Source organism: Allobosea sp., from assembly GCF_051860145.1.
Taxonomy (GTDB): domain Bacteria; phylum Pseudomonadota; class Alphaproteobacteria; order Rhizobiales; family Beijerinckiaceae; genus Allobosea.
The window spans coordinates 90,776-102,724 of sequence record NZ_JBHYEM010000011.1; the positions used below are offsets into that span (position 1 = coordinate 90,776).

Below are 11,949 nucleotides of genomic sequence, written 5' to 3' on the forward strand. Positions count from 1 at the left end.
TCATGCGCATCGCGCCGCCGCTAGGGGCTGGGGCGGAAATATCGCGGGTCAATGCTGCGCCGCAGTGAAACTCCCCATGCAGCTGGCGCAGATCGTCCCTTCGCTCTCCGGCCGAAACAGCCGTGTTCACGCCACATCCCGCATGGCAAAGAACGAATCTTTCCGAGACCCGCTCCGGGCCGCAAGGTTCTTTCCCGTGCAACGCGCCAAGCTCCTGCCCCTGATTGTCGCCTGCGCGCTGTTCATGGAGAACACCGATTCCACGGTGATCGCGACCTCGCTGCCGGTGATCGCCCAATCCCTGGGGGAGGATCCGATCGCCTTGAAGCTGGCGCTGACCTCCTATCTGGTCAGCCTCGCCGTCTTCATCCCGATCTCGGGCTGGATGGCGGACCGGTTCGGGGCGCGCACGATCTTCCGCGCCGCGCTCGGCGTCTTCATGCTGGGCTCGATCCTGTGCGCGCTGTCGAACTCGCTCGGGGCCTTCGTCGGCGCACGCTTCGTCCAGGGCATGGGCGGGGCGATGATGGTGCCGGTCGGGCGGCTCGTCATCCTGCGCAGCGTCGAGAAATCGCAGCTCGTCAGCGCGCTGGCCTATCTGACGGTGCCGGCGCTGGTCGGGCCCGTGGTCGGCCCGCCGCTCGGCGGTTTCATCACCACCTATTTCGACTGGCGCTGGATCTTCTTCATCAACATTCCGATCGGCCTGATCGGGATCGTGTTGGCGAGCCGCTTCTTCGAGGATGTGCGCGAGGAGGACGTGCCGCCGCTCGACATCCGCGGCTTCATCCTGTCCTCCTTCGGTTTCGCGGCGCTGATGCTCGGCCTGGCCACGGGCGGGCGCCATCTCGTCCCGGTCGAGGCCTCGATCGCCTGCACGGTCGCGGGGCTGGCCTCGCTCGTCGCCTATATCTGGCATGCGCGCCGGACGCCCCATCCGGTGTTGAACCTGTCGCTGTTCAAGGTCCCGACCTATCGCATCGGCGTGCTCGGCGGTTCGGTCTTCCGCATCGGCATCGGCGCCATTCCGTTCCTGCTGCCGCTGATGCTGCAGCTCGGCTTCGGCTACGACGCGCTGCATTCCGGCCTGATCACCTTCGCCTCCGCCGCCGGCGCGCTGCTCATGAAGACGCTCGCCAAGACCATCCTGGCGCGCTTCGGCTTCCGCAGCGTGCTGGCGTTCAACGCCCTGATCGGCTCAGCCTTCCTGGCCGCCTCTGGGCTGTTCACGCCGACGACGCCGCAATGGCTGATGCTGATCGTGCTCCTGATCGGCGGCTGCTTCCGCTCGCTGCAATTCACCGGCATCAATGCGCTGAGCTATGCCGATGTCACGAACCGCGACATGTCGAGCGCGACCAGCCTGTCGAGCGTCGCGCAGCAATTGTCGCTCAGCCTTGGCATCACCATCGGCGCCTTCGCGCTCGAGGCGGCCAACCTGCTGAACGGCGGCAAGGCGCTCGGCGCCCAGGATTTCTGGCCGGCCTTCGTCCTGGTCGGGCTGATCTCGGCCTCGTCGATTGTCTGGATGCTGCGGCTGGCGCCCGATGCCGGCGCCGAGGTCTCGGGCCATGCGCCGCTCAGCGCGCGCAAGGCGACGGCGCAGGCGATCGAGGACCAGAAGCCGCTGGAGTGAGCTTTTGCTCAAGCGGCCAGGGCCGACCCAGCCCATTGGCTGGGCAGGCCACGACGAGGAAAAGATGCGGAAAGCTTGGCTTGCCTGGCTCGGTTACGCCGTCCTGATCGCGGCATTGCCGCTGGCGCTGCTCGGTGCGGTGTCGGAGGTGAACGAATACCGGGCGATGGGCGTCGACGCGCTCGACTGCGACGGGCCGCTCGGCGTCCTGATCTTCGCGGTTCCGGCCATCCTGATCTACGGCACCGGCGCGATCATCAATGCGCGCCGGTTTCCCCGCCGGCGCGCCCTTGTCGTCGCTTGTCTCTGCGGGCTGATCTGCGTGCCGCTCGCGATCAACATCGCGGCGGCGATCAGGGAGAGCCGGCGCTCTGATGTTCGCGAAAGCTGCCGGTCCGCGGCCGCTGCTCAGCCGGCAGCGCCGTCGGTGGCGTCTTCCTTGCGCCTGAACCCCGTCGCCAGCACGTAGAGTTCCGACGAATCCGCCCGGCTCGCCGCCGGCTTGACGTTGCGCACGGTCGTGAAGTCGCGCTTGAGCTGGCCGAGCAGCTCGGCGCTCTCGCCGCCCTGGAACAGTTTTGCGAGGAAGAAGCCGCCCGGCGCCAGGATGCCGTTGGTGAAGTCGAGCGCGGCCTCGGCCAGCGCGATGATCTTGAGATGGTCGGTCTTCTTGTGGCCGGTGGTGTTGGCCGCCATGTCGGACATCACGCCGTCCGCCTTGCCGCCGAGCCGCTCGGTCAACAGGGCAGGGGCCTCGTCGGCCATGAAATCCATCTCCAGCAGCTCGACGCCGGGAATCGGATCGACATGGAGCAGGTCGATGCCGACGATCGCTCCCTTGCCGCGCTCAAGCCCGATGCGCTGGCCCGCGACCTGGCACCAGCCGCCCGGCGCGCAGCCGAGATCGATCAGCTTCTGGCCGGTCTTCAGGAACTTGTAGCGGTCGTCCATCTCCTCGAGCTTGAAGGCGGCGCGCGAGCGGAAGCCGCGCTCCTTCGCCCGCTTGACGTAGGGGTCGTTGAGCTGGCGCTCGAGCCAGAGCTGCGAGGAATGCTTGAGCTTGCCGGCCTTCTTGACCTTGACCCGCATGTCGCGGGCGCCGGAGCCGCCCTTGGTGGCGCTCATGGGGCGGTAATGCTCATTATCTTGGCAGGGTTCATGGCTGAAGCTTCTTTCCGCTTGGTCTCGTCACGCCTGCCGTCGCCGCCACCAGGCGCGATCCTCATGCATCATCCTGAGCAGGATGCCCTCGCGCAGTCCGCGATCGGCGATGCGCACCTTCTTGCTCGGAAAGGCCCGCCTGATCGCCTCGAAGATCGCGCAGCCCGCCAGCACCAGGTCGGCCCGCTCACGCCCGATGCAGGCATTGGCCGAACGGGCGGCATAGTCCATCTCGACGAGCCGGTCGATCACCGTGAGGATGTCGGTCTCGTCCATCCACAGCCCGTCGACCAGGCGCCGGTCGTAGCGCGGCAAGCCGAGATGGATGCCGGCGACCGTCGTCACCGTCCCCGAGGTGCCGAGCAGGTGGAACCCGGCTGCATCCTTGGCTGCTGCGGCACGTTTGGCGAAGGGCTCCAGCGCCTCGCTGCAATCGGCGACCATGCGCTCGAACAATTCGCGTCCGACATCGACGCCGCCATAGCGCTCGGCCACGGAGACCACGCCGATCGGCAGCGAGGCCCATTCGCGAATGCGCCCGGCGGGATCGCGCGCCTGCGAGCGCCCGCCCATCCAGACGATCTCGGTCGAGCCGCCGCCAATGTCGAAGACGATGACGCCCTCGGCCGTCGGATGGGCCAGCGCAGCGCAGCCGGTGACCGCGAGCGAGGCCTCGGTGCGCTGGTCAACGATCTCCAGCTCGAGATCGGCCTCGGCCTCGACCCGGCGGACGAAGTCGAGCCCGTTGGTCGCGGCGCGGCAGGCCTCGGTGGTGACCAGCCGGGCGCGGCTGACGCCGCGATGGGTCATCTTGCTCTTGCAGATCTTCAGCGCCTCGACGGCGCGGTCCATCGCCGCGTCGGCCAGCCGTCCGCTGGCCGTCAGCCCCTCGCCGAGCCGCACGATGCGGGAAAAGGCATCGACGACGCGAAAGCCATGCTGGGCCGGACGGGCGATCAGCAACCGGCAGTTATTGGTGCCGAGATCGAGCGCGGCATAGGTCGCGGCCGGTGGCCGCGTGTCGCGCAGCGGGGCGTGCATGGCTGCCGCCGAGGCGAGGGAGGACGAGCCGATCGCGCGCAAATCGGCGCCATTGCTTTCATGGGACGCTACCGCAGCGACATCCCGGTCCTGGCGGTCCTCGACCGTCACCGTCTTCTTGACCCCTCGTCGGCCGTCGTGGGAACGCCCGGCCGCTTGCTTCGGGCGAAGCGTAACAAGACCCCGGCAAAGATGCCAAGCGGAACCTGCACCGCGATCCCTCTTCGTTCCGCGCTTGCCTGTCGCTGCGCGGTTCGGCCAAGCTCGCGCCAGCCGCCGGCGAACGGCGCGACTGCAGGGAAGGGACACGCCAGCCATGGCCGGAGGACGCCATATCCTCGCGATCGATCAGGGGACGACCTCGTCGCGGGCCTTGCTGTTCGACAGCACGCTCAGGGTCGTCGCGACGGCGCAGCGCGAGTTCCAGCAGCATTTTCCGGCATCCGGCTGGGTCGAGCACGAGCCGGAGGATCTCTGGGACAGCGTGCTCGCGACCTGCCGCGAGGCGATCGCCAAGGCGGGGCTTAATGCCGGCGACATCGCCGCGATCGGCATCACGAACCAGCGCGAGACGACCCTGGTCTGGGATCGCAGCACGGGGCGGGCGATCCATCGCGCCATCGTCTGGCAGGACCGGCGCACCGCCGCCGCCTGCGCCAAGCTCAGCGAGGCTGGGCATGATTCGCTGGTCTCGCAGCGTACGGGACTGAGAATCGACCCGTATTTCTCCGCCACCAAGATCGCCTGGCTGCTCGACAACGTTCCGGGCGCACGGCGCCGGGCGGAAGCCGGCGAGCTCGCCTTCGGGACGGTCGATTCGTTCCTGCTCTGGCGGCTGACGAATGGCGCTGTCCACGCCACCGACGCGACCAATGCGGCGCGCACGATGCTGTTCGACATCAGGCGCGGCGCCTGGGACGAGGAACTGCTGGCGCTGTTTCGCATCCCGGCCTCGCTGCTGCCGGAGGTCAGGGACTGCGCGGGGCTCTTCGGCGAGACGGCACTGGGGCATTTCGGCGCGGCCATTCCGGTGCGCGGCATTGCCGGCGACCAGCAGGCGGCGACGATCGGCCAGGCCTGCTTTTCGCCCGGCATGGTGAAATCGACCTATGGCACCGGCTGCTTCGCGCTGCTCAACACGGGATCAGAGCCCGTCTCCTCACAGAATCGCCTGCTCAGCACGATCGCCTATCAGTTTGGCGGCGTGCGCAGCTATGCGCTGGAGGGCTCGATCTTTGTCGCCGGCGCGGCGGTGCAATGGCTGCGCGACGGGCTCGGCATCATCGCGACGGCGAGCGAGACCGGCCCGCTGGCCGAGGCGGCCGACCCGGCCCAGTCGGTCTATCTGGTGCCGGCCTTCGTCGGCCTCGGCGCGCCGCACTGGGACGCGGAGGTGCGCGGCGCGATCTTCGGCCTGACCCGCAACAGCGGCCCGCGCGAATTCGCCCGCGCCGCGCTGGAGAGCGTCTGCTACCAGACGCTCGACCTGCTCGAGGCGATGCGGGCGGACTGGCCGGAGGCGGGGCGGGGTGGCTCCGTCCTGCGCGTCGATGGCGGCATGGTCGCCTCCGACTGGACGATGCAGCGGCTCGCCGACATTCTCGGGCTGCCGGTCGACCGGCCGGAAGTCCTGGAGACCACCGCGCTCGGCGCGGCCTATCTCGCCGGGCTCGATGCGGGGCTGCTGCCGGAGCCGGACCGCTTCGCCGATCTCTGGCGGCTGGAGCGGCGTTTCGCGCCGCGCATGGCGGCGAGCCAGCGCGAGGGATTGGTGGCGGGCTGGCGCGACAGTGTGCGAAGGACGCTGAGCCGATCCTGAGGGCGGGCCCGACGCCGAGGATGCATTCTGCACTTGCCTTGCGGGCGCGGGTTGGTTAGACCGCGCCTCACCAACGCGAGCGTTCGCGCCGTTGGGGGATCGTCTAACGGTAGGACCCCAGACTCTGACTCTGGTTGTCTAGGTTCGAATCCTAGTCCCCCAGCCACTCGCGTGGCTTTCCCTGTATTTCCAGTCACTTAGCGCAGTCGACGGGAATCCATGCCCCCAGTTTGCCACAACGGTGGGCACATGCGTGGGCACAGCTTCATTGAACGGCACGGCGACGGCTGGCGCTTCCGAGTCCGTTTTCCGACCCAACTTGCGAGATTTGTGAATCGGGGCGAGCTTCGATTGAGGCTCGGCCGAATCGATCGACGAGAGGCGTTGCGATGCGCACGGCTTCTGCGCGTCGACGCCGACACATTGTTTGTAGCGTTGGGCAAATCCATGGACGTCGAGACAGCGCGGAAGAAGATCGAGGATTGGAAGCGCGGCTGGCTCGCGCATTTCGCAATCCGCCTCGTCGATGAAGGGCGCGTTTTTGTATCGAAGGCCGAGGTGGATGACCCTGATGGGATCGGACACAGCATCGACATGCTGAGGCGCGCATTTCACCACTACGACGTGGTGACACAGAGCGAACGAATTGGACGCGCGCTCGCTGGCTTTGCCGGAGAACGGGCGGAGTTCGAACCAGTTCTTCAAGCCGGGCTAGCGGCAGCCGGTGTCACGGATGAGACATCGCCGGCGCATCGCGCATTGCTGACCACCGCCGCGCTCACGGCCTACAGCGAAATCGAGCGGGAGCTGGATGCAATTGGGCGGGGCAACATGGAAGCCACAACGACCGCCTTGCAATATGCTGCCGGTGGGGAGCCCGACGAGCCAGAAAAGGCCGCCGAGGCGCGCCCTTCAGCATCGCAGCCCGCCAACGCGACCAACACAAGTCCGGAAGATAGGCCCAACTCGACGACGCTCTCATTTGAACAGACGTGGAAGAGCTTCGTCGAAGACAAGATCGACGTGACGCGGGAGTGGAAGCCGTCTCGCCGCCCCGAATTGGCCGGCACCAGCCGTCTCTGGTCCTGGATCATCGGAAAGTCGCCATCGACCATAACGAAGACCGACATCGCGCGATTTCGTTCTGTGTTTCTGCGGTTGCCTGCGAACTACAGCCGAAAGCCGGACTATGCGGAAACGCCTGCCGAGGCTGTCATCATTGCAGCCGAAGCTGTTGATCGAAAATACGAACGCGTCTCCCCGAAGACATTCAACAAGCACTTGTCGACCTTGAAAGGGTATGTCGCCTGGCTGAAAACTCACGGTCATTTGGCCGTCGATGTCGAGCAAATGTTCGGCGGGCTACACGTGAAGCCAAAGCGGAAGGGTCGCGCCGGGCGCGGCGAACGCAACCAATATTCAGATGATGATCTGAAACGAATTTTTTCCACTCCGGTTTGGACGGGTCGCCATTCGGAGCGCCGACTGACGGCTCCCGGCGACTACCTCAACCGCGACAGCTTGTATTGGGGGCCGCTGCTGGCTGCATTCCAGGGAGCGCGCCGGGAGGAGCTGGCGCAGCTCAGGGTTCGCCATTTCACGCAAGTCGCAGGCATTTGGCTGATCAACCTGAATGCTGCAGACCTAAACCTAAAAACAGACGACGGTTATGAAAACGAGGGCAGCCGGCGATTGCTGCCGCTGCATCGCGACATCCTGAAATTGGGCTTCCTTGAAGCTCGCGTGCTCGGCCGCGATGGCAATGAGCAGCTGTTCCCGGAGTTGAACAACAACAACGCAAGCGAATCGTTCGGGGCAGCCCTTGGCAAGCGATTCGGAAATTATCAGAGGAGCTTGGAGTTGTTTCCCGACGCCGAGGGCGGGTTTCATCGGTTCCGACACACATTCATCACCCGGCTGGAGAACACCGACGCAAAGACCTCGTTCATCGAGGAGTTGACCGGCCACGAAAGCAAGGACCGCCAATCTGAGCGAGCGCGTTACACCAAGGAAATCTACGTCCAGAATTTGAAGAAAACGATTGATTGCCTGGAATTGCCTATCGATATCGACGTGCTGCTGGCAGCAGTCGAGCGCTGCACGATTCCCGACCGTAGGGCGCTTTCCAGAGCAGCTTAGGAAATCCTGAGCGCGTAGCGCCCACACTCTTCCAGAGCCCGAGCGAGCCCCCCTTTCCTTTGTCTCCAGGCCCGCCAGGGCACGGGGAACGGGCTCCCCCGGTTCTGTTCCTCTTCCGTCGCCGTCGCTTCGCCCGTGACCGTCAAGAACACGGCGTTTGGGCCGGGCAAGGGGTTGGTGCGGGCGCAGCGCAGCGAGCCACGGCCCCCTTGCCCGGTCCAAACGCCGCGTTCAGGTCAGGAAGGGCGAAGCGACGGCGGTGGGAGAGGAAGCCGGCGGAGAGAATGAAGTCATCTCTCGGCTTTGATACATAGCGCTGGCGCTAGGCCGCCGTCCTGATCTGCCTGCCGGGCGCCATGAGTGTTTCACCATCTCCGCGCGAGACTGCTCTGGTCCCGCTGTGATTGGCCAGATCGCGGCGGGCGATCACGCCAACGGTATGCCTAGCCCCTGCCCAACAGCCCGCTCAGTTTCGTGCTCATCAAACTGCCCACATGCAGTCAGCACCTCATTAACTATAAGCCATTGTAGTTTTGGTGGATTTCGCCCGCCCCGCCTTCCTGACCACCCACGACCTACGACAGTCATGGGTGGTCAGGAAGGCGGGGCGGGCGAAGGATTCGATTGAATGGCAATGAGGATGACCAGCAGAGACCAGGACCTGGTGAAATGGAACAATGGATCTGGATTTGTATCGGTGAAGCAGGTGTCCGAATGGATGGGTGTCGAATTCTCAACCGGGGCTCGGCGGGTGCGAGCTCTGTGTGAAGCGGGCCTTCTGGAGAGACGGGAATTCCCGGCTTCGACCGCGACGGTCCTGATACCGACGGCGGACGGCTGTGCGCTCGCTGGAGACAATTTGCCACCGCTCAAAGGCGTTCGGGTTGCAACATCCAGACATGACCTCCTGCTGGTCGATTGTGCCATGGCTTTGGAGAAGCGGTTCGACTTCCGTTTTGAGCCGGAACGGCGGCTTCGTGCACGGGGCTTCGGCGCCACCGGCCACACGCCGGATGGGCTGCTGCACCGACCGTCGGGCCGGCCGGTAGCTGTTGAACTTGAACTGTCACAGAAGTCCCCGGCTCGCGTCACAGCCATCATGGACGCGTACGCCGCAACCCTCGACATTGAGGAGGTTTGGTACGTCGTTATCGACGACGTAATCGACCGTTACCTGCGTCGCCTCGCTAGCGGTCACGAGCATATCAAAGTCAGGAAATGGCGAACCGCGCCTGGAGCGCAGGAGGCAAGCAATGGCTGAGACCAACGCAAGCGCCTCCGCCTTCGACGATGTCCGGACCGCTATAATCTATTTCATTCTACCGATTTTGGCCGGAACTGCCCTCTCTCCCGTGGGGTTAGTGGGAATCGCAGTTCCCATGATTCTCTACAAGCTCTCCCGGCGAGTGAACTGGCTTTTTATCTATATTGCGCTGTGCGCAGCCCTGTTCGTTGTCGGCGTGCTGCTGGGCAGCATTCCAGCATTGCGGGAACCGTACAGTTCCGTGTTGAACGCGCTCGCTTCGCCGCATTTTGACCCTGCTGTGCTATTCGACCGCTGGCTGCGCTTGGCGGAGTTTCCGGCCGTCTGGTTCGCACTCCTGCCATTTGGCGGCGTGATTGGAACGGTCTTCTCATTGGTCGAAGATGACCGCGAGCAATCGCAGCTCGCCGCCCTTACCCGAGGCGAGGTCGTCGCGCCGTTGAAAAGAGCACTGCTGGCGAGCTGGTTTCAGCGACGCATCGATGCCAAGCCGGCGCGGCGCGGTGCCAACATCGTTCTCGGTGGAGATTGGAGAACGGGCCAAGCCATCGAAATCCCTGACGCCGATTTGAACCGGCACCTGCTTCTCGCGGGCACGACGGGCGCGGGCAAGACCGTCGGACTCATCAACTTGATAGAGGGCTCTCCCGGTATCGGCACCATCATCGTCGACGGGAAAGGCGACATTGAGTTGGCGCGCCGCGTCATGGCGCTAGCCAAATCCCGCGGCCAAAAAGCCTTCCTAATTGGCGGGCCAGACCAGAACGAAAGCGCAGTATACAATCCGCTGAACGGAAACGACTTCACAAGCCTAGCGGACCGAATCGTCACTTTGCGCGAATGGACAGAGCCGTACTATCTGGCATTGGCGAAGGGTTTTGCTCAGACGGCTTTCAAGGTCCTGGCCGCCTGCGGCCAGCGCGTCGATCTTGTAACGTTGTAAAGCCGGCTCAGCACAAGCTATCTACTTGGGCTTGTTCGAAAATCCCGGAAAAAGGGCGCAGACTATCAGGAGCTTGCTAACGAAATCACTTCTCACCGCAACGCAGAAGACCAGATCGAGGGCCTTCGCGCGGAACTGCGTATTTTCGCGGGGTCGGCACTAGGGCCGCTCTTTGACACGGATCGCGCCGCAAAGGAGCGCATCCCAGTCATCACTTTGGCGCGCGCGCGGAAAGAAAACGCCATCGTCTATTTCTGCCTGCCGGCTCTCGCATACCCGCAGTTCGCCAACTTCCTTGGCAAATTGATTATCAATGACATCAAAGCAACGGCATCTACAGCAACGACCCCTTGGCGCATCATCTTGGACGAATTCTCGGTCTTTTCCGGCCCGCAAGTCCTGAATTTGATCAACATGGGACGCAGCCACGGCATTTCGGCGATTTTAGCAACGCAGTCCTTTGCGGATATCGCCCAAGGCGCGGAAAGAAACGGCGACAAATTCCTTGATCAGGTCATCGGCTCAATCAACACTTTCATGACCTATCGACTCAACGCACCAAGCGACTGCGAAATCATCGCCGGCATATCTGGCACTCTTGAAGGTGTCGAGTTCACCGTACAGACGGTCGAGGGCGTCGGAACAGGCGCGGCATCGGCGCGGCACACTCGCACTTTTAGGATTCACCCGGACGCTGTCAGGAATCTAGAAATCGGAGAGGCGATCTACATTAACAAGAGCCGCCGGCCGGAGGCCCGCGACAACTATCTCAAGCTCAAATCCCGCCGCCCGTCGTGGTAATCTCGGTCCTGGACTGTCGTCGTACTGTGCATTCTTACGGGCGCGCGTGTCCTTGGGGCGCACGGTTCCCGGACGAAATCTACAGAAAGCACGTCGCGTGCAATGAGATTAAATTATAAAGGATACGAATATGATTTCACTAAAGTATATTAGGTATTATCTTTCACAATTCATAAAAAGCACTGATAAGAATCATGAGTCTAATACAGAAAAACGATTCACATACTCCCCTAAGCCCTTCATAGGAACGCTCACAATTAATACGAGAAACGTATCTCTATTTGGTGTAAATATAGATACTATTTCAAAAATTACCATTGAGGATTTTCTAGCCAAATCGAAATTGGCCGACTATCCGATGCGCGTTGATCGCGAGAACGATTACTTCCTTCCGAAGATTAGTGAGATCGATATTGCGCGCCTCGATTTTTTTCATCCAATGGAGCCCCTATAACAGATATAAACATAGGAAAGGACAAAGATAATAACGTATATTTGATTTATAGCAACAAAATATTTGGATACTATAGAAAGTCATTATTCATTGACCGCGCATATCGTAACGGTCATTTTGCAATAATAACTACAATTGCAAAATCGATACTGAATGGAAATGTACCAAATCCCGATCGAAAAATGACAAAGTCCGGATTTTATGCTCTTTTGAATACATTTGAGTGGGCCAGAATTCATTTAAGCAGCGAATGACGTAATACATTTAAGCGAAAGCGCCTCGCTCTGGGTGCCATAAACTTGAATATCACGGAGGTTCAGAGGCTGCGCCGTAAGCCGATCTGAGCAACAAAAGCCGCTAAGCTGCCACCTCCGTTGTGAGCTTATCGCACATGGACAGCCCCAAGCTTGTCCATAAGTTTCCCGCGCATATCGAGATCGCGAAGTTGCTTCTCAACGACAATGAACAGCCCCTTGCCGGCGCTGTTCTCTTCCCAGAGCCGGCCAATCGCGCGCTTCTCATTGGTATCATCGACACCGCTACCAGCGAGCAACGCGCCCTTGTATTCGATGACCATCACTCGCCCATCGTTGCGCTGGTGTCGAGTTGCCGCATGGAGATTAAGGGCGCCTGATAGACCATGGACCAGGCATCTCAGCAATAGCCCATCGACCTTTTAACCTGCTAAGGT

General features: G+C 62.3%; 10 protein-coding genes and 1 tRNA gene. 9 read left to right on the top strand and 2 right to left on the bottom strand.

All coding sequences use genetic code 11. The annotated features are described in order from the left end of the window. The first annotated feature begins 196 nt into the window (after positions 1-196). Complete coding sequence (locus ACTIF2_RS18125) at positions 197-1,636, top strand: DHA2 family efflux MFS transporter permease subunit (protein WP_439498498.1); 1,440 nt, start codon at positions 197-199, stop codon at positions 1,634-1,636. A 64-nt stretch (positions 1,637-1,700) separates the two neighbouring features. Beyond that, entirely contained in the window at positions 1,701-2,105 is a 405-nt protein-coding gene (locus tag ACTIF2_RS18130; protein ID WP_439498499.1) for a hypothetical protein, read from the top strand. Here the strand turns inward: ACTIF2_RS18130 and ACTIF2_RS18135 are convergent. Both ACTIF2_RS18135 and ACTIF2_RS18140 read right to left on the bottom strand, forming a co-directional pair. Next, complete coding sequence (locus ACTIF2_RS18135; protein WP_439498500.1) at positions 2,045-2,761, bottom strand: RlmE family RNA methyltransferase; 717 nt, start codon at positions 2,759-2,761, stop codon at positions 2,045-2,047. The two genes, ACTIF2_RS18130 and ACTIF2_RS18135, sit on opposite strands and share 61 nt — an antisense overlap. A gap of 63 nt (positions 2,762-2,824) precedes the next feature. Beyond that, positions 2,825-3,838 carry a Ppx/GppA phosphatase family protein gene (locus ACTIF2_RS18140; RefSeq protein WP_439498565.1) on the bottom strand — a complete coding sequence of 338 codons (1,014 nt, stop codon included), beginning with the start codon at positions 3,836-3,838 and terminating at the stop codon, positions 2,825-2,827. Between the two features lie 316 nt (positions 3,839-4,154). Here ACTIF2_RS18140 and glpK point away from each other — a divergent pair, with 316 nt between their 5' ends. The 7 genes from glpK to ACTIF2_RS18175 all read left to right on the top strand — a co-directional run bounded on the left by glpK (position 4,155) and on the right by ACTIF2_RS18175 (position 11,892). After that, on the top strand, positions 4,155-5,657 hold the full coding sequence (gene glpK, locus ACTIF2_RS18145) for a glycerol kinase GlpK (protein ID WP_439498501.1): 1,503 nt from the start codon (positions 4,155-4,157) through the stop codon (positions 5,655-5,657). Positions 5,658-5,749: 92 nt separating this feature from the next. After that, positions 5,750-5,823 (top strand) — tRNA-Gln (locus tag ACTIF2_RS18150). Positions 5,824-5,906: 83 nt separating this feature from the next. Beyond that, complete coding sequence (locus ACTIF2_RS18155; RefSeq protein ID WP_439498502.1) at positions 5,907-7,796, top strand: tyrosine-type recombinase/integrase; 1,890 nt, start codon at positions 5,907-5,909, stop codon at positions 7,794-7,796. A 628-nt stretch (positions 7,797-8,424) separates the two neighbouring features. Continuing rightward, a complete protein-coding gene (locus tag ACTIF2_RS18160) occupies positions 8,425-9,057 on the top strand; it encodes a hypothetical protein (protein ID WP_439498503.1) in 633 nt (210 codons plus the stop codon). Then, positions 9,050-10,003 carry a type IV secretory system conjugative DNA transfer family protein gene (locus ACTIF2_RS18165; RefSeq protein WP_439498504.1) on the top strand — a complete coding sequence of 318 codons (954 nt, stop codon included), beginning with the start codon at positions 9,050-9,052 and terminating at the stop codon, positions 10,001-10,003. The genes ACTIF2_RS18160 and ACTIF2_RS18165 overlap by 8 nt, the downstream gene beginning before the upstream one ends. A 216-nt stretch (positions 10,004-10,219) precedes the next feature. Next, positions 10,220-10,804, top strand: a complete 585-nt coding sequence (locus ACTIF2_RS18170) for a TraM recognition domain-containing protein (RefSeq protein WP_439498505.1) — start codon at positions 10,220-10,222, stop codon at positions 10,802-10,804. Between the two features lie 845 nt (positions 10,805-11,649). Next, positions 11,650-11,892, top strand: a complete 243-nt coding sequence (locus ACTIF2_RS18175) for a hypothetical protein (protein WP_439498506.1) — start codon at positions 11,650-11,652, stop codon at positions 11,890-11,892. Positions 11,893-11,949: the final 57 nt, after the last annotated feature.

Excerpts from the sequence above, each read along its gene's own strand:
- ACTIF2_RS18130 (WP_439498499.1), top strand. The coding sequence starts at position 1,701 with ATGCGGAAAGCTTGGCTTGCCTGGCTCGGTTACGCCGTCCTGATCGCG.
- ACTIF2_RS18135 (WP_439498500.1), bottom strand. The coding sequence starts at position 2,761 with ATGAGCGCCACCAAGGGCGGCTCCGGCGCCCGCGACATGCGGGTCAAG.
- ACTIF2_RS18140 (WP_439498565.1), bottom strand. The coding sequence starts at position 3,838 with ATGCACGCCCCGCTGCGCGACACGCGGCCACCGGCCGCGACCTATGCC.
- glpK (WP_439498501.1), top strand. The coding sequence starts at position 4,155 with ATGGCCGGAGGACGCCATATCCTCGCGATCGATCAGGGGACGACCTCG.
- ACTIF2_RS18155 (WP_439498502.1), top strand. The coding sequence starts at position 5,907 with ATGCGTGGGCACAGCTTCATTGAACGGCACGGCGACGGCTGGCGCTTC.
- ACTIF2_RS18160 (WP_439498503.1), top strand. The coding sequence starts at position 8,425 with ATGGCAATGAGGATGACCAGCAGAGACCAGGACCTGGTGAAATGGAAC.
- ACTIF2_RS18165 (WP_439498504.1), top strand. The coding sequence starts at position 9,050 with ATGGCTGAGACCAACGCAAGCGCCTCCGCCTTCGACGATGTCCGGACC.
- ACTIF2_RS18175 (WP_439498506.1), top strand. The coding sequence starts at position 11,650 with ATGGACAGCCCCAAGCTTGTCCATAAGTTTCCCGCGCATATCGAGATC.